15 protein-coding genes and 2 pseudogenes are annotated in these 16,214 nt (G+C 67.8%); 6 read left to right on the forward strand and 11 right to left on the reverse strand.

Annotation, left to right across the window (positions count from 1 at the left end; genetic code table 11):
- Window positions 1–108: pseudogene (locus F3J15_RS37830) on the reverse strand (iron dicitrate transport regulator FecR); the annotation flags it as partial.
- A gap of 3 nt (window positions 109–111) precedes the next feature.
- On the reverse strand, window positions 112–621 hold the full coding sequence (locus F3J15_RS23935) for a sigma-70 family RNA polymerase sigma factor (protein ID WP_166894452.1): 510 nt from the start codon (window positions 619–621) through the stop codon (window positions 112–114).
- A 562-nt stretch (window positions 622–1,183) separates the two neighbouring features.
- On the opposite strand from F3J15_RS23935, the gene F3J15_RS23940 reads away from it, so the two are divergent.
- The gene (locus tag F3J15_RS23940) at window positions 1,184–2,344 is read left to right on the forward strand and encodes a porin (RefSeq protein ID WP_166894454.1); all 1,161 of its coding nucleotides are present in this window, start codon (window positions 1,184–1,186) and stop codon (window positions 2,342–2,344) included.
- A gap of 410 nt (window positions 2,345–2,754) precedes the next feature.
- Window positions 2,755–3,984 carry a transglycosylase SLT domain-containing protein gene (locus F3J15_RS23945; RefSeq protein ID WP_166894456.1) on the forward strand — a complete coding sequence of 410 codons (1,230 nt, stop codon included), beginning with the start codon at window positions 2,755–2,757 and terminating at the stop codon, window positions 3,982–3,984.
- A 31-nt stretch (window positions 3,985–4,015) separates the two neighbouring features.
- Here the strand turns inward: F3J15_RS23945 and F3J15_RS23950 are convergent, their stop codons facing one another.
- From F3J15_RS23950 to F3J15_RS23960, 3 genes are all read right to left on the reverse strand, one after another.
- Window positions 4,016–4,579, reverse strand: coding sequence for a hypothetical protein (locus F3J15_RS23950; protein WP_345891964.1), 564 nt, complete (start codon window positions 4,577–4,579; stop codon window positions 4,016–4,018).
- Between the two features lie 10 nt (window positions 4,580–4,589).
- Window positions 4,590–4,919 carry a hypothetical protein gene (locus F3J15_RS23955; RefSeq protein WP_166894458.1) on the reverse strand — a complete coding sequence of 110 codons (330 nt, stop codon included), beginning with the start codon at window positions 4,917–4,919 and terminating at the stop codon, window positions 4,590–4,592.
- Between the two features lie 327 nt (window positions 4,920–5,246).
- A complete protein-coding gene (locus tag F3J15_RS23960) occupies window positions 5,247–5,993 on the reverse strand; it encodes a MipA/OmpV family protein (RefSeq protein WP_166894507.1) in 747 nt (248 codons plus the stop codon).
- 248 nt (window positions 5,994–6,241) lie between these two features.
- Here F3J15_RS23960 and F3J15_RS23965 point away from each other — a divergent pair, with 248 nt between their 5' ends.
- Both F3J15_RS23965 and F3J15_RS23970 read left to right on the forward strand, forming a co-directional pair.
- Window positions 6,242–6,970 (forward strand): response regulator, encoded by a 729-nt coding sequence (locus F3J15_RS23965; RefSeq protein WP_166894460.1) that lies wholly within the window; start codon window positions 6,242–6,244, stop codon window positions 6,968–6,970.
- On the forward strand, window positions 6,971–8,347 hold the full coding sequence (locus F3J15_RS23970; RefSeq protein WP_166894462.1) for an ATP-binding protein: 1,377 nt from the start codon (window positions 6,971–6,973) through the stop codon (window positions 8,345–8,347).
- Between the two features lie 50 nt (window positions 8,348–8,397).
- Here F3J15_RS23970 and F3J15_RS23975 read toward each other — a convergent pair whose 3' ends face one another.
- The 6 genes and pseudogenes from F3J15_RS23975 to F3J15_RS24000 all read right to left on the reverse strand — a co-directional run bounded on the left by F3J15_RS23975 (window position 8,398) and on the right by F3J15_RS24000 (window position 14,908).
- The gene (locus F3J15_RS23975; RefSeq protein ID WP_166894464.1) at window positions 8,398–9,438 is read right to left on the reverse strand and encodes an iron ABC transporter permease; all 1,041 of its coding nucleotides are present in this window, start codon (window positions 9,436–9,438) and stop codon (window positions 8,398–8,400) included.
- Window positions 9,435–10,439 carry an ABC transporter substrate-binding protein gene (locus F3J15_RS23980; protein ID WP_166894466.1) on the reverse strand — a complete coding sequence of 335 codons (1,005 nt, stop codon included), beginning with the start codon at window positions 10,437–10,439 and terminating at the stop codon, window positions 9,435–9,437. The genes F3J15_RS23975 and F3J15_RS23980 overlap by 4 nt, the downstream gene beginning before the upstream one ends.
- Complete coding sequence (locus F3J15_RS23985; RefSeq protein ID WP_166894468.1) at window positions 10,436–11,233, reverse strand: ABC transporter ATP-binding protein; 798 nt, start codon at window positions 11,231–11,233, stop codon at window positions 10,436–10,438. The genes F3J15_RS23980 and F3J15_RS23985 overlap by 4 nt, the downstream gene beginning before the upstream one ends.
- The gene (locus F3J15_RS23990) at window positions 11,233–13,323 is read right to left on the reverse strand and encodes a TonB-dependent receptor (protein ID WP_166894509.1); all 2,091 of its coding nucleotides are present in this window, start codon (window positions 13,321–13,323) and stop codon (window positions 11,233–11,235) included. Before F3J15_RS23990 ends, F3J15_RS23985 begins: the two co-directional genes overlap by 1 nt.
- 284 nt (window positions 13,324–13,607) lie before the next feature.
- Window positions 13,608–13,790 (reverse strand): annotated as a pseudogene (locus F3J15_RS23995) (transporter); the annotation flags it as partial.
- A gap of 194 nt (window positions 13,791–13,984) precedes the next feature.
- Window positions 13,985–14,908: a LysR family transcriptional regulator gene (locus F3J15_RS24000; protein WP_089430918.1), complete on the reverse strand. Its 924-nt coding sequence runs from the start codon at window positions 14,906–14,908 to the stop codon at window positions 13,985–13,987.
- Between the two features lie 118 nt (window positions 14,909–15,026).
- Between F3J15_RS24000 and F3J15_RS24005 the strand changes: the two genes are divergently transcribed.
- On the forward strand, window positions 15,027–15,908 hold the full coding sequence (locus F3J15_RS24005; RefSeq protein ID WP_089445379.1) for an intradiol ring-cleavage dioxygenase: 882 nt from the start codon (window positions 15,027–15,029) through the stop codon (window positions 15,906–15,908).
- Window positions 15,905–16,207, forward strand: a complete 303-nt coding sequence (locus F3J15_RS24010) for a Dabb family protein (protein WP_166894470.1) — start codon at window positions 15,905–15,907, stop codon at window positions 16,205–16,207. Before F3J15_RS24005 ends, F3J15_RS24010 begins: the two co-directional genes overlap by 4 nt.
- The last annotated feature ends 7 nt before the right edge of the window (window positions 16,208–16,214 follow it).

Below are 16,214 nucleotides of genomic sequence, written 5' to 3' on the forward strand. Positions count from 1 at the left end.
TGCGGCGTCGAACGCGTCGTCGGTGCGGCCGGCCTGCCGGTCGACCCACCATTCCACCGCGCGCCGCGCCACCTGCGGCGGCACCGCCGGCGCTCCCGGGGCAGCCATCGGTCAGGCCGCCATCGCGAAGAAGCACTGCGTGCCGGCCTTCACGAGATAGCGTTTCACCGTCGCCAGCGACATGCCGAGTTCGCGCGCGATCTCGGCCTGCGTGAGCCCGTCGAGCTGCGCGAGCAGGAACGCCCGCTTCGCCGCGAGCGGCAGGCCGTCGAGCAAACGGTCGATTTCGAGCAGCGTCTCGAGCACGACGGCCCGCTCCTCCGGCGACGGCGCATGCGCTTCGGGGCGCAACGCGAGCGCGTCGAGATAGGCGCGCTCGATCTGCTCGCGCCGCCAGTGGTTGCTCAGCACGCGCTGCGCGACCGTCGTCAGGAACGCGCGCGGCTCGTCAGCGCCGATCGGCTCGTCGCGCGCAAGCAGGCGCATGAACGTGTCATGCGCCAGATCGGCCGCGCGATGCGCGCAACCGAGCTTCCGGCTCAACCAGCCGCGCAGCCAAGCGTGGTGGCCGGTGTAGAGGGCGTCGATTTCTCGATGGAGAGACAGCTTGTCAGCAGACATGGCCGGGTTCCGGGATGCGCAGGCGTCAACGATCTTGTAAATGAGAATGATTATTATATACAAAACCGGATCGGCGACCGGCGTTTCGGTGCGCGGTGGTGGCTGCTGCGCGCTGGCGGGCCGCGCGGTGCTGTCGGTCATCCTGGCGTAGCACACGCACGGCGTTCCAGACACCAGCGCCAATGATGAGAAATCGGTCATCCAAGCGTGAGGCTGTCGCCAAACGCGCGCCGCGTAATTAACACATTCATTACACCCCGGCCAATTCGATTCATTAAATAGTTATTTGACGGATCGATAACAATATCCCGGCCATCCCGATTCCTCCCTGAATTGCCCGAAATTGTCGCGAGATATGCAAGCCGCAATGGCTAAATCGCGAAATGTCCAATCGATTGATACATAATTTTCAACAATTCAAATCCCTCTATCGCGGAAATCGGAGGACATCCCTGTCTGCGTCAGACCACAAAAGAGAATTTCATTTTTGCCGTTTTAATCGGGCTCGGTAGTCTCCTGCCATTCCGGATCACGAACACAAGCCAATGCGCAAGGAGATGACATGAAACGCACGACCCTCTCGCTGATTTCCATCGCGTCATTCGCGGCGATACCCGTCGCGCATGCGCAGTCGAGCGTCACGCTGTATGGCGTGATCGACACGTCGATCACCTACGTGAACCATGCGCAGGGCAAGGACAACGCGTGGATGCTCGGCAACAGCAGCGCGGGCAACCTGGCCGGCAGCCGCTGGGGCGTGAAAGGCACCGAGGATCTCGGCGGCGGGCTGAAGGCGCTGTTCCAGCTCGAGAACGGCTTCGACCCGAGCAACGGCCGGATGGGCCAGGGCGGCCGCATGTTCGGCCGGCAGGCGTTCGTCGGCCTGACGAGCGACCGCTACGGCACGCTCACGTTCGGCCGCCAGTACGATCCGCTCATCGATCTCGTGCAGGGCATCACCGCCGACAACTATCTGGGCAGCGTGTTCGCGACGGCGGGCGACGTCGACAACTACGACAACAGCTTCCGCGTCGACAACGCGGTGAAGTACACGTCGGCCGTCTATTCGGGCCTGCAGTTCTCGGCGATGTACTCGTTCGGCGGCATCGCCGGCAGCACCGGCGCCGCGAATTCGTATTCGGCCGCCGTGTCGTACAACAACGGGCCGTTCAGCGTCGCGGGCGGCTACTTCCACACGACCAACAGCCCCGCGTCGAACACCCAGCGCAGCGGCTGGACCAGCTCGTCCGACGGCACGTTCGACGGCCCGGTCAACAGCGGCTATGCGAGCGCGCATTCGATCGGCATCGCGCGCATCGCGGGCCAGTACGTCGCCGGCCCGTTCACGGTCGGCCTCGGCTACAGCAACGCGCAGTACCGCCGCGATGGAAGCTCGGTGTTCGGCTCGAACGAGCACTACAACACGGGGCAAGGCTTCGTGAACTACCAGGCAACGAACGCGCTGCTGGTCGGCGTCGGCTACAGCTACACGCGCTCGGGCGGCGACACGTCGGCGACCTATCACCAGGTATCGGCCGGCGCGGACTACAACCTGTCGAAGCGCACCGACGTCTACCTGACCGCCGCGTACCAGCACGCAAGCGGCCAGACCGGCGACGGCAAGGGCGGCTCGATGGCCGCGCAGGCGTCGATCGGTTCGTACGGCTATGCGGGCACGAGCTCGCAGACGATGGTCAACCTCGGCCTGCGCCACCGCTTCTGATGCGAAACGGCCGGCTGCGCGCCGCGCGGCCGGTCGAATCCGCTTTGACCGATACGGCGGCTTCGGCCGCCGTTGTTTCCGGGTCGCCTTTCCATCGCCCTTTTCAACCCGGATATCGACTGCCGCGCGATTTCCATCCGGTTTGATTCAGCACCGATTTCACCGAACGAATGACGCGACGCGTCAGTATTCCGGCGCCGCCACTACGCCGGCATTCGCGCGAATATCCGGCCATTTTTACCGATAAAGCCTCACTGCCCCTCGTGATCGGACGCGATAAAAATGCGTGGCGAACGCATGGGCAAATGCAAAGGAAAGTTTGACGCGAGCCATTTGCGTGCGCGCTATGGCACACTTCGCGTCTGCGTAATTTCCTTGCACCGGGCGGCCGGATTCCGCCCCATCCTGCCATGCCGCGTCAGACAACCCGTTCGATCAGCCGAGATACGCTGAAAATCGCCGCGACGATTGCGATGTCGTGCGCGCTGCACGGTGTCGCGCGGGCCGATTGCCTCGACGACGCGGCCGCGTTCCAGCACGTGAGCGTCAGCCTGATGCGCGGCATCGCGCAGGTCGAGTCGGGCATGAATCCGAACGCCGTCAACACCAACACGAACGGCACGGTCGACATCGGCCTGATGCAGATCAACAGCACCTGGCTGCCGACGCTCGCGCGCGAAGGCATCACGCGGGAGAGCCTGTTCGATGCCTGCACGAATGCGTACGTCGGCGCGTGGATCCTGTCGCAGAACATTCGCCAGCTCGGCGCCAACTGGAACGCGATCGGCGCGTACAACTCCGCATCGCCCGACAAGCGCCTCGCGTATGCGCGCAAGGTCTATGATGCAATCCGGACCATGCCGGATTCGCCGGATACTCCCATGCCCATCCTTCCACCGTCCTTTACGCCACCGCAACAGGTCCAGGCGTACAACCCGTTCGCGAGCCTGAGCGTGTCCGCCCCGCAGCAGGTCACGCGTCCGCGCACGATTTCGTCGGCCCCGCCGCCTCCGCCGCCGCAGGGCGGCCCCGCCGGCCCGGCCGGCTCGTACAACTTCGGATGGACGGTCACGGGTGCGGACCAGGCGAAGCCGACCCAAGTCTTCGACGACGGCGCACGGATCTACGTGCAGTTCAGCGACATGAAGCACGTGCCGGCGATCTTCACCGAGACGTCGTCCGGGCGCGTGCTGATGTCGTGGGAGTTGCAGTTTCCGTATGCCGTCCTGACGCGTCCCGCGCAAACGTTGATCTTCCAGCTCGGGCCGTTCGAGGCGCGCGCGCAGCGTAGCGCGGGCAATGGCGCCGGGATGACGGCGCAGGCCGGGACGGGGGGCGCGGCTGCGGCCACCACGGGATCGAAGAAGTCGGCGAATGCCGTGGCGAATACGGCAGCCAGTCCGGCGGCAACGACGCCAACCGCGGTAAAACGCACGGCGTCGGCCGATGCGCTGTGGTACGTGAATACGCCTTCGACGTCGGGAACCACGACGGCCTCGCCGTCGACCGCGAACATTCCGGCCACGCTGCCCACCGCGATCACGTCGAACACGCCGCCGCCCGCGCCGGCCCAGGTGCCGGCTGCAGCCGCTCAGCCGTCGCGCGCCAGCGCGGATGCGCTGTGGTACATCTCGAAGTAGCGCGCCGCCGATCGCCCGCGTCGCGCGGCGATCATTGCTCGACGGTCGGCGGCAATTTGGGTGCGTTCATGTCATCCACCCATTGCAGTTCGGCCGTGCCGTTCTTCCTGAAATACACGCGCAGATAGCGCGACGTCGACGATTCCGGCTGCGGAATCGTCACGTCGATCGTCTTGTGCTCCGCCTGGACGCCACGCTCGATCTCGTCCAGCGGCTGCGCGAACACCCACGCGAGCTTCACTGTTTGCCCCGGCGTGACCTGGCAGCCGCAGGCGAACCCGCCGCCACCGCCGAAGGCTTCACCGGCTTCCCGCGCGGACGGATTGCCGAAGCATCCCGACTTGTGTTCGTTGTCGAGCCAGAACTCGTGAAGCTTGCGGGTGTACTCGTTATAGCCGGTGACGCAAACGGTGCGAGGCGCCAGCGATGCTGCGCCGTCATGTCGTTCGCATCCGGCCAGCATGCCGACCACGCCCAGCGCCGCCAGTGTCAGCGCGCGGGCCCCTGCCCTGGTCTGCGTCGACAGCCTCGCAAACGCGGCCATCCCGGACACCGCCCGCATGCCGACGACGTTCACCCGCGTACCCGCACGCACGCCGCCCCCCTCACCCACGCCGCACCCAGATCACCTTGCCGTCGCGAATGCCGAGATTGCGGCGTTCCTGCCGGTAATCCATCGTGCCCGGCAATGACGTGCCGTCGCGCTCGAGCACGCGCCACAGGCAGCCGTCCAGTTGCGCCGCCGCGTCGGCCTCGGTCTTGCCGACCAGCGCGTCGTCCGGCCCCGCGTCTGCCTTGCAGGCGGGCGACGTGCGTGCCGGCTCGCCATTCATCACCATGCCGCCCGCGGTCGCATTCTTCGTCTTCATGTCCGTGCATCCCGCAAACGTTGCGCCCGCAACCAGCGCCATCATCATCGCGATCGTCTTGTTCATCGGTTTTCGTCCTTTCGCGCCCGGTGGATCAGGTCCATGTACGCATGCCAGCGCCAACCGGGCGTTGCATGCATGATCGGTTCCGCACGACGCCGGCCGTTTCCGGACGGATGCCGGCCAGCGAGCCGCGGCTTCGCGCCCGCGGGCCGCGCTGCTTCTGCGCACCGGCGTCGCCGCCCCGGCCTGTCGCCGAAGCCGCCTGCATGTTACCGCACGCGGCGCGGCGTGACGCCACGCGCAAGCGCCTGACCGCGCTCGACGCCATGGTCGAACCCAGCGCGCCTTGGGGCCGTTCGCTTCATGCCACTTGACTCGCCAGACGGCTGCTCAGAACTTGTAGGTCGCGCCCACCATGCCGTAGTAGTTGCTGCGCGTCTGGACGATCGGGCTGTCGCCGTAGCGTCCGAGCAGCCGCGTGAACCCGCTGGTCGCATGCACCGACCAGTGCCGCGACATGCCCCAGTTCCACGCGAGCGACAGGGTCGCGCTGTCGACCCCGCCGCTCGTCGAATACGGCCTGAATCCGCTCGCCGCCGACTGCGCGTCGGTCACGCCGTAGAACGTCTGCATGTAGCGCCCCGTGCCGGCATGCACGCTGCCGGTCACGACGATATCGTGACGGCCGGCCTTGAACACCGGCACCGCGAGATCGACATGGCCGGACAAGCCGCGCGACGTATGCGTGACCGGCGCATCGATGGCGACGCTCAGTTCCCCGCCGTCGAGCAGCTGCACGCCCGCGCGCATGCCGACGAGCACCGAGCCGGGAATCTTGCCCATCCCCTTCAGGTGGTCAGAACCCGCGAGGTCGAAACGGTTTTCGTCGGAACGGCCTGCGGCATAGCCGAGCGCCGCCGACACGAACGCGCCGTTCGGCAGGCTCAACCGGTAGCCGGCGCCGGCCGACGTGTCGACGAAGAACCCGTTGCCGAACATCGCGGAGAACGATGGCGCGACGACGGCGCGATACTGGTTGCTGCCCTGGTAGCGCGGAGCAAACCCGCCGCCGAGCGATATCGCGTACTGGTTTTCGGCGTGAGCAACGGCGGCAAGGGTCAGGCCGGCAAGCGGCATGCAATAGCGCAACGAGCGCAGCGAGCAGAAGGATGGACTCACGATGTTGAGACAGGAGTGATGGAGCCCGAAGTCTAGGTACGATGGCGCGGCGACACTGTCCTGAATCTGCGGCAAATGTGTGCTCAATTGTGATCGTTTGTTCCCGATTGTCGTCTCGCGCCCCCGGCGGCCGCCACGCCGGATAGAATTCGCGGGTCGCGCCTTCATCAGCATGGAAACGCTGGACGCGCGCATCCGAGGAGACCATGAACGACAATCCGCTCAAATACCGTGTACTGCTGATCGAGGACGACGACCGCCTCGCGCAGCTCGTGCGCGAATACCTCGACGGCTATGAATTCGCGGTGACGGTCGTCCGGCGCGGCGACCTCGCCGTCGCGGCGGTGCGCGAGCATCAGCCGGCCCTCGTGATACTCGATCTGATGCTGCCGAATCTCGACGGGATGGAAGTATGCCGGCGCATTCGCGCGTTCACCAACGTGCCCGTCTTGATCCTTACCGCGCGCGCCGACGTGTACGACCAGGTCGCGGGGCTCGAAACCGGCGCCGACGATTACGTGACCAAGCCGATCGAGCCGCGTGTGCTCGTCGCACGCGCCCGTGCGCTGTTGCGCCGCGCGCAGCCCGCCGCCGCCGAACCGGCCGCCGACACTCCGCCGCAAGTTCTCGTGTTCGGCGAACTGACGATCTCGCCGCCGAACCGCACGGTCACGTGGCGCGGGGAACTCGTCGACCTGAAGACCACCGAGTTCAACCTGCTGCTGATCCTCGCGCGCGCGGCCGGCACCGTGCTGAGCCGCGACGACATCCTGAAGCAGTTGCGCGGCATCGAATTCGACGGGCTCGACCGCTCGGTCGACTCAGGCATCTCGAAGCTGCGCCGCCGCTTCGAGGACGCGTCGTCGGAGCCGCACCGGATCAAGACGATCTGGGGCCGCGGCTATCTGTTCAGCCCTTCTGCGTGGGACGAGTAAATGCTGCGCCCGTTGATCAAGCTGTATCTCATCGTGATCGTGAGCTGCGCCGCATCGATCATGCTGATTCAATATTCATTCAACCGGATCTTCTACGAGCGTGTGGCGCAAGCCCAGCGCGATTCGCTGACCACCTACGCATTCGTCCTGAACGACTACCTTGAACGCCATCCCGGCGCGCAGCGTGCGCTCGCGTTGCGTGAGCTCGCGCAGCATGGCAACGAGCGATTCGGCTTCGTGACGATGGCCGACGCGCGCAGCCAGTTGAGCGGTGCGCCACTACGCGATCTCGATGCCGGCAGGATCGCGATCAGCTACGATCGCATGCACTACTACATGCCGATGGCGGACGGCTCGGTACTGCATGCGAGCCCGATCCCGCCCGCCGACCTCGACATCCGGATTTACGCATACGGAATGGTCGCGCTCGCGACGCTGTTCGCGGTGGCGCTGTGGATCCACTATCACTGGCGCGACATTCGCCGGTTGCAGGAAGCCGCACGCGCATTCGGCGCCGGTACGCTGTCGACGCGCGTGAAGCTGTCCGGCAAGTCGAACATCTACGAGTTGTCGCAGCAGTTCAACGACATGGCCGAGCGCATCGAGGCGTCGATCAAGCAGCAGCGCGAAATGATGCACGGCATCTCGCACGAACTGAAGACGCCGCTCGCGCGGCTCGAATTCGGGCTCGCGCTGCTCGCCGAGCCTGACGAGACGGGACGGATGCGCGAACGCCGCGACGCGCTGCGGCGCGACGTGCGCGAACTCGACGAGCTCGTCACCGAGCTGCTGACGATCGGCCGGCTCGAACAGGGCGCGAGCCAGCTCGCGCCGATGGAAGTCGTCGTCGACGCGCTGATCGACAGCGTCGCCGGCAACGTCGCGAACGACATCGTCGATCGCGGCATCACGCTCGACGTGTCGGCGCTCGGCGCGCCCGCGACCCACGTATGCGACCCGAAGCTGGTCGCCCGCGCATTGCTGAACCTGATCCGCAACGGCGCGCGCTACGCATCGCGCACGGTGCTGCTCGCCGCCGAGCGCAACGCGTCCGGCGCGCTCGTGTTGAGCGTCGACGACGATGGCCCCGGCATTCCGGCCGCCGAACGCGCCCGCGTGTTCGAACCGTTCCAGCGGCTCGACTCCAGCCGCGACCGGCAGACCGGCGGCTTCGGGCTCGGGCTCGCGATCGTGCGACGCGTCGCGCAGGTGCATGGCGGCGACGTGCGGCTCGAGGATTCACCGCTCGGCGGCGCACGCTTCGTGATCACGCTACCCGCGCTGTCGCTCCCGGACAACCTGTTCGATTTGCCGGATACCCTCGCGCATGCCGACGCATTCGGCGGCAGCCGCGGCATGGCCATCCCGCGGCAATGAAGCGCGCGGCAGGAGGCGCCCCGGCCGCCCTCGCCTGACCGGCGCGCCGCTCAGCGGCGGCGCAGCAGCGCGACGAAGAACAGGCTGCCGAACATCGCGGTCACGATCCCGATCGGCAGATCCTCCGGCGCCGCGAGCGAGCGTGCGGCCACATCGGCCCAGACGAGCAGGATCGCGCCCGTCAGCGCGGCCACCGGCAGCAGCCTGCCATGCTCGGCGCCGACGACGCGACGGCACAGATGCGGCGTCACGAGCCCGACGAAGCCGATCGCCCCGCTCACCGCCACCATCGCGCCCGTCGCGAACGACGCGACGACGAACACCTCGCGCCGCATCCGCGCGCTCGGCACGCCGAGCGTTGCCGCGGCCACATCGCCCGACATCAGCGCATTCAGTTCGCGCCGGCGCGCGTACAACGCGCCGCCGGCGAGCGCCGCGCATACGGCCGGCACCGGCAGCAGATCCCAGCGCGCAAGCCCGACCCCGCCGAGCATCCAGAACAGCACCGACGACGCGGCGCGCTGGTCGCCGAGATACAGCAGCAGGTTGCCGAACGCGGCCATCATGAACGACACCGATACGCCCGCGAGCAGCAGCCGGTCCGATTCGAGCCGGCCGCGCCGGTAAGCGAGCGCGACGACGCAGGTGGTCGCCGCGAGCGCGCCCGCGAACGCGGCAGCCGACAGCGTGAACGGGCCGAATGCCGCACCGGCCATCACGGTGACCACGACGGCGCCGAGCATCGCCCCCGCGCTCACGCCGAGCAGGTGCGGATCGGCCAGGCGGTTCGCGGTCGCGGCCTGCAACGCCACGCCGACCACCGCCAGCGTCGCGCCGACGATCGCGGCCAGCAGCGCGCGCGGCATCCGGATCAGCCAGACGATGCTGTCGTCGCCCGCCCCCGCCGCGAACGCGTCGGCGTCGCCGAACGCCGACACGAGGTGCATGGCGACGATGCGCACCGCCGCCGGCATCGCGATCGGCGCCGGACCGAACGCGGCCGACGCGACGATCGACACGATCAACAGCAGCGCCAGCGCAGGCAGCACCACGCGCATGCCGGGCCGCGCTGCACGCACGTGCACGCTCATCGCGCCGGCCCGGCGAACGCGGCCGGATACAGCGCGCGCGCCAGCGTCTCGACGGCCGCGACGTTCTCGGGGCCCGGCGTCGCCGCATCGTACGGAATCACGATAAAGCGCCGGTCGCGGATCGCGGCCACCCGTGCGAGCGACGGCTGGCTCAGCAGGAACTGTTGCTTCTGCGCGGCCGTCACGGCCGAATAGTCGACGATCACGATCACCTGCGGATCGCGCGCGACCACGCTTTCCCAGCTCACCTGCGTCCAGCTGCGCGGCAGGTCGGCCATCACGTTGCGCGCGCCGGCCGCCGCTAGCAGCGCGGTCGGCATCGCGAGCCCGCCGGCCGTCATCGGCTTGTCGGTGCCGCTGTCGTAGACGAACACGCGCAGCGGCTCCGGATGCCCGATCGTGCGCGACACCGCCGCGAGACGCGTGCGCATCGACGCGACGACCTGCGCGGCGCGCGCGTCGACACCGAAGATCCGGCCGAGATTGCTCAGGTCGCGGAACACGTCGTCGAACGACGCGGCCGACTGCTTCATCACGTGCGAACACGATTCGGTCAGCTCGTACGCACGGATGCCGAACGGCGCGAGCGTCGCGGGCGTCACCGGGCCGCCGACATGCATCCCGTAGTTCCAGCCCGCGAGATAGAAGTCGGCGCGCGCGGCCGCCAGCACCTCGAGCGACGGATACTGGCTCGCCAATTCCGGCACGCCGCGCAGCGCATCGCGCACGCGCGCGGTGCCCGTCTTCCAGCCACCGATCCCGGTGTAGCCGACGAGCCGGTCCTTCAGGCCGAGCACGAGCATCATCTCGGTCAGGTTCACGTCGTTGCTCACCGCACGCGTCGGCGCGCGCTCGAACGTCACGTCGCGATCGCAACTGCGCACAGTGACGGGATAGGCGCCCGCATGTGCGGCCGCGCAGCCGAGCACGGTCGCGGCAAGCAGCCGGCGGAATACAGGCGACAAGGCGGAGGGCAAGACAGGAAACGGCATGGCGGTCATTCCGGATGAAGCGGCGTAATGCGCGGCCGGCCCGTGACGGGATGGCGATCGACGAGCGCGGCGACGCCGAACACGTCGCGCAGCAGCGCTTCGGTCAGCACGTCGGCCGGCACGCCCGATGCGACGACCCTGCCGTGCGCGAGCACGTGGAGCCGTTCGCAATACGCGGCCGCGAGATTGAGGTCGTGAATCGTGGCGAGCGTCGCGATGCCGAGGCGCCGCACGCGCGCGAGTAATTCGAGCTGATGGCGCAGGTCGAGATGGTTGGTCGGTTCGTCGAGCAGCAGCAGTTCGGGCTGCTGAGCGAGTGCGCGGGCCAGCAGCGCACGCTGCTTCTCGCCGCCCGACAGCGACGCGAAGCGTTGCGCACGGCGCTCGACGAGGCCGACGTCATGCAGCGCGGATTCGACGATCCGGCGATCGTCCGCCGTCTCCGCATCGAATGGCCGCTGGTGCGGCGTGCGCCCCATGCCGACCAGTTCGTCGACCGTCAGCCCGAAATCGTCCGGCGTCTCCTGCTGCAGCACAGCGACGCGTTGCGCGACCGCGCGCGGCCGCATGCGCCACACGTCCTGCGCATCGAGCGCGACGCGGCCGGCATCGGGCCGCGCGTAACGGAACACGCAGCGCAGCAGGCTCGTCTTGCCGCTGCCGTTCGGGCCGACCAGCCCGACGAACTCGCCTTTGGCCACGCTCAACGTCACCGAGTCGAGCACGGTGATCGCTCCGCCGGGAGACCAGCTCACGCGTTCGATGTCGAGCATGTGCGTCACGGGAGGCTCGGCGTACCGCATCAGAAGCGCATCGTCGCGACGAGCTCCGCCGAGCGCGACGGGCCGAGCAGCCATTGCTCGCCGCCGTTCGACGTCGTCACCGCATACGTGCGGTTCGCGAGGTTGCGCAAATACAGCGCCAGCTCCGTGCGCGACGTCGGCTGCCAGCGCAGCGACGCGTCGAACACCGTGTACGACGGCACCTGCACGCGGTTCGCGTCGTCGCCGTAGGTCGCGCCGACGTAGCGCACGCCCGCGTTCGCCTGCCAGCGCTCGGCAAACGCCCAGCCGAGCCACAGGTTCGCCGTCTGCTGCGGCACGTTGGCCGGCGCATTGCCGGCGCGCGACACCGTCGCGCTGCCGACCTTCTGGTCGAACGCGTCGTAGCGCGCGCGCAGCAGCGCGACGTTCGCGTCGACCGTCCAGCCTCGCGGCAGCCGCGCGCCGCCCGTCAGTTCGATGCCGCGCGACGATTGCCGGCCGACCTGCTGGCGCAGTGCGGGATTGAACGGGTCGGTGCTCAGCAGGTTGCGTTTCGTGATGTCGTACACGGCGAACGTCCAGTATGCGCGGCCGTCGAGCAGCGTCTGCTTGACGCCGGCTTCCCACTGTTCGCCGGTCGCAAGCCGGTAGCTCGCCTGCGAAGCGGACAGCGTCACGAGCGAGCCGAGGCCCTCCGCGCCCGTCGTGTACTGCGCATACGCGCTGAGCGTCGGCGCGACCTCGAACACGAAGCCCGTGCGCCAGCCGACGTTCGCGAAACGCTTGTCGAAGCCCGCGCCGGTTGACGCCTGCTCGCGGCTGAACGCGATGTGGTCGTAGCGCAGGCCACTCACCCACGCGAGCCGCGGCAGCACTTCGAGCCGGTTCTCGGCGAACACCGCGGCCTGCCGCGCCCGCGTGCTGAACTGCGGCACCGCCGGGTCGGGGCTCGTGAACACGCCTGGATCGAAGCCGTGCACGGGCACCGTCGATTCGCCGCCGTACGGCGAATTGTTGGTCCCGCTGAACGTGATCTGGCTGAATTCCGTGCCGACGACGAAGCGGTTCGCGCGACCGAACAGCGTGCCGTCGAAGCGTGCGCTCAGCCGATCGCCGATCTGCCGCTGGTGGTGGCCGATGTCGAGATAGTCGCTGCGCGTGACGAGACCCGTCGCGGCATCGAGCGCATACGATTCGGCATTGCGCCAGTGGCGGTTCGACGTCAGGTAGTAGAGCTGGTTGTCGATCGTCACGCCGGCCGTCGGCCGGTAGCTGGCCGACAGGCGCGTCCACTGGTCGTAATAGGACATCGTCGCATCGGCGACGTTGTAGTTGACCTTGCGCAGCGATGGATCGAGCACGCCGTTCGGCGCCGGCACGCCATAGTAGGTCGCCGGCATCTGGCGGCCATAGTCGAAGTCGAGCGTCAGCGTGAGCGTCGGGCTCACGTCGAACTTCAGCGCGCCGCCGACGGCCGTCGTATGCGTGTCGGCCCGCTCGGCGAGACCGTTCGCGCGCGCATCGCTTGCATGGAAGCGATACGACAGCTGCGGGCCGAGCGCACCCGTCGTATCGAACGCGGCGCGCTTCGCACCATCCAGGCCGACACCGACCTGCAGCGTCGTCTCGCGCGTGCGCTGCGGCCGCTTCGGCACCACGTTCACGACGCCGCCGATCGCCCCTTCGCCGTACAGCACCGACGCCGGGCCGCGCAGCACCTCGATGCGCTCGACCGACCACGTATCGAACGGGAACGTGATCGTGCCGGCGGCCGGCATCAGCCGCACGCCGTCGAGCAGCGTCATCACCGATTCCTGCCCGCTGAAACCGCGCACGCTCAACGCGGTGCCACCCGTGCCCGGCGCCATCGCACTCGAGAACCCCGCGGTGCGCGTCACCGCGTCGAGCACCGTGCGATCGCCGCGCGCGTCGATCGTGTCGGCCGTGACCGTCTCGACGCTCGCGGGCATGTCGAGGCTCGCGAGCCCGAGCCGCGAGCCCGTTTCGAGCGGTTGCGTCAGCGGGTCGGCCGGTGCGGATTGCGCGCTGACGTGGACCGCCGGCAGCGCATGCCGCTCGTCCGGTGCGGGTGCGGCCGCTTCGGCAGCCAACGCGCCGGAGGTCGCCATCGCGCAACCCAGCAGGGTCGTGCAGCCGCGTGCCGCGCGAACGCGCCAGGCGTCGGCGTTCCGGCGCGACGCGGCGTGGTGCCGCTCCCCGCGCGCCGGGGTGTGTCTGGTTTTCGTCACGTCGTATCGATCTTCGGATGGTGGCGTCGCACGCGGCCGTGCCAGGCAGCCCGGTCCACCGGTGGCGCAAACCTCAGATGATACAATATATCAACTTTGATTCGTCAGGATTTTGTCAGGTTGTCCCGGCCGGGGGTGTGTGCGGCCGGGGCCGTAAGGCGCGCCTACACCGGGCAACTGAACTGCACCCACAACTTGTCGCCCTGCGGCCGGTTGCGCACCGCGAACTCGTGCTGGTACTTCACGACCACGCCCGACGCCGGCCCCCACATGACACGCAGCTGCGGGCCGATCGCGACCGATTGCCCGCGAAAGCCGTCCGGCGCGACCTTGACGCCGTCCTGCGTATGCGGCGAACCGGATCGCGAACACCGGGCTGAACACGTATGCGTTCCTGCCCGTACGTCAGCACGACCTGGTTTCCGGGCCGCGACTGGGAGACGCAATGTAAAGCGCACGACGGCGGCGGAAAAGACGACGTTCGGGAGAACAGTTCTCCGTCACACGGAGAAATACGCGACGGCGCAGCGCCGGCCTGCGATCAGCGGCCGACTTCCTTCCATTTGCGCGCGAGCCCGAGGCGTTCGAAGCGCTCGATCAGGAACTCGGTGAACACACGGATCTTCGCCGGCTGGTGACGGCGGCTCTGGTACGCGATGTTGACGGTGAGCGCCGGCAGTTGCCAGTCGGTGAGCACCGGCACCAGTTTCCCCGCGACGATATCGTCGTGAATGATGTAGAGCGGCTGGATCAGGATGCCGAGCCCGGCAAGCGCCGCGGCGCGGATCACCTGCCCTTCGTTCGCGTCGAGCACGCTCTTGATCGTGACCGACTGCTTCTTCGCGCCGTGGCGGAAATGCAGGACGTACGGATCGTTCGCGAGGTTGTAGACCAGCAGCCGGTGGTCGCACAGCGCATCGGGCGTCGCCGGCGCGCCGTGCTTCGCCAGATACCCGGGCGACGCGGCCAGCACGCGCCGCGTCTCGGCGAGCTTGCGCACGGTAATGCCCGAATCCGCTTCATGCTCGCGCGTGCGGATCGCCACGTCGATGCCGGCCTCGATGAAATCCGGATAGCGGTTCGCCGCGACGATCTGCACGTTCAGGTTCGGGTAGCGCCGATGAAATTCGGGCAACGCGGGCGCGATATAGATCGACGCGAACGATACCGACGCGGTCACGCGCAGCGTGCCGGCCGGGTTGACGCTCGCTTCGTTGACCGCCGCATCGGCCTCCGACAGTTCCATCAGGATCGCGACACAACGCCGGTGGTATTCATGCCCGGCGTCGGTCAGCCACAGGCGCCGCGTGGTGCGCTCGACGAGCCGCGCGCCCAGCCGCTCCTCCAGCGCATTCAGGCAGCGGCTCGCCGCCGCGCTCGACATCCCGAGCCGCTCGGCGGCCTTCGACAGGCTGCCCAGCTCGGCGACCTGTACGAAAAATTCGATCTGCGTCCACTTGTCCATGCGTTCGATTCTTCCACCTGGCGGAGAACAAAACTCCTCCAAACCCTCTTTTTTTCGATCCAAGGCGGAATTAATGTTACGTCAACGCGCTATCCAACGACATCAGGAGACACCCCCTATGCGCAATCTCAACGAAGACACCATCACACAGGCCGTGATCGCGTCGCTGGGCGGCTGTCGCGACGAGCGGTTGCGCACGGTGATGACCAGCCTCGTCCAGCACCTGCACTCGTTTGCACGGGAGACGAAGCTCACCGAGGCCGAATGGCAACGCGCGATCGGCTTCCTGACGGCCGTGGGCCACATCACCGACGACAAGCGCCAGGAGTTCATCCTGCTGTCCGACGTGCTCGGGCTGTCGACCCTCGTCACCGCTCAGAATCACGCGAAGCCGGCCGGCTGCACGGAGGCGACCGTATTCGGCCCGTTCTACGTCGAAGGCAGCCGCGACTTCGGGATGTTCGACGACATCGCGAACGGGGCCTGCGGCGAGCCCTGCTTCGTGTCGGGCCATGTGCGCGGCATCGACGGCCTGCCGATCGCGCACGCTTCGCTGGAGGTCTGGCAAGCCGACGAGGACGGGCACTACGACGTGCAGCTTCCGGCCGACGACGGCTCGGTCACGCACCGCGCGCGCGGCCGGCTGCGCACGGATGCCGACGGCCGTTACGCATTCCGCTCGATCCTCGCCGAGCCGTATCCGATTCCACACGACGGCCCCGTCGGCGCGATGCTCGACGCGCTCGGCCGTCATCCGTGGCGACCCGCGCACCTGCACTTCATGATCGAGGCGCGCGGCTACGAAACGCTGATCACGCACGTGTTCCGCGACGGCGACCGCTATCTCGACTCCGATGCGGTGTTCGGCGTACGGTCGACGCTCGTCGCCGACTGGGTCCGGCACGCGCCCGGCATCGCGCCGGACGGCTCGCGCATGGACACGCCGTTCTACACGCTCGATTACGACTTCGTGCTCAATCCCGCGGAGCGCGCCGCATGATCCGCCACGTCGTGATGTGGAACGTCGCCGGCGCGAGCGAACCCGAGCGCGCGGCGGCACGCACCACCGTCAAGACCGCCTTCGAAAGCCTGCGCGGCCGGATTCCGGGCATGACGCACCTCGAGGTCGGCGCGGATTTCAGCGCGGCCGACTACGCGTGCGACCTGATTCTCGTCGCCGACTTCGCGTCGCGCGAAGCACTCGACGCTTACGCGACGCATCCTGAACACGCACGTGTACGCGACGCGCTGACGGGACTGCGCATCGCGCGCCATCAGGTCGACTACGCAACGGAGTAACGACGCC

This window comes from Burkholderia sp. Ap-955, assembly GCF_011753045.1.
Taxonomy (GTDB): Bacteria; Pseudomonadota; Gammaproteobacteria; order Burkholderiales; family Burkholderiaceae; genus Burkholderia; species Burkholderia lata_D.

What these genes read in the sequence shown, in the direction of transcription:
- F3J15_RS23935 (WP_166894452.1), bottom strand. Translation starts at nt 621, where the DNA reads ATGTCTGCTGACAAGCTGTCTCTCCATCGAGAAATCGACGCCCTCTAC.
- F3J15_RS23940 (WP_166894454.1), top strand. Translation starts at nt 1,184, where the DNA reads ATGAAACGCACGACCCTCTCGCTGATTTCCATCGCGTCATTCGCGGCG.
- F3J15_RS23945 (WP_166894456.1), top strand. Translation starts at nt 2,755, where the DNA reads ATGCCGCGTCAGACAACCCGTTCGATCAGCCGAGATACGCTGAAAATC.
- F3J15_RS23955 (WP_166894458.1), bottom strand. Translation starts at nt 4,919, where the DNA reads ATGAACAAGACGATCGCGATGATGATGGCGCTGGTTGCGGGCGCAACG.
- F3J15_RS23960 (WP_166894507.1), bottom strand. Translation starts at nt 5,993, where the DNA reads ATGCCGCTTGCCGGCCTGACCCTTGCCGCCGTTGCTCACGCCGAAAAC.
- F3J15_RS23965 (WP_166894460.1), top strand. Translation starts at nt 6,242, where the DNA reads ATGAACGACAATCCGCTCAAATACCGTGTACTGCTGATCGAGGACGAC.
- F3J15_RS23970 (WP_166894462.1), top strand. Translation starts at nt 6,971, where the DNA reads ATGCTGCGCCCGTTGATCAAGCTGTATCTCATCGTGATCGTGAGCTGC.
- F3J15_RS23975 (WP_166894464.1), bottom strand. Translation starts at nt 9,438, where the DNA reads ATGAGCGTGCACGTGCGTGCAGCGCGGCCCGGCATGCGCGTGGTGCTG.
- F3J15_RS23980 (WP_166894466.1), bottom strand. Translation starts at nt 10,439, where the DNA reads ATGACCGCCATGCCGTTTCCTGTCTTGCCCTCCGCCTTGTCGCCTGTA.
- F3J15_RS23985 (WP_166894468.1), bottom strand. Translation starts at nt 11,233, where the DNA reads ATGCGGTACGCCGAGCCTCCCGTGACGCACATGCTCGACATCGAACGC.
- F3J15_RS23990 (WP_166894509.1), bottom strand. Translation starts at nt 13,323, where the DNA reads ATGGCGACCTCCGGCGCGTTGGCTGCCGAAGCGGCCGCACCCGCACCG.
- F3J15_RS24000 (WP_089430918.1), bottom strand. Translation starts at nt 14,908, where the DNA reads ATGGACAAGTGGACGCAGATCGAATTTTTCGTACAGGTCGCCGAGCTG.
- F3J15_RS24005 (WP_089445379.1), top strand. Translation starts at nt 15,027, where the DNA reads ATGCGCAATCTCAACGAAGACACCATCACACAGGCCGTGATCGCGTCG.
- F3J15_RS24010 (WP_166894470.1), top strand. Translation starts at nt 15,905, where the DNA reads ATGATCCGCCACGTCGTGATGTGGAACGTCGCCGGCGCGAGCGAACCC.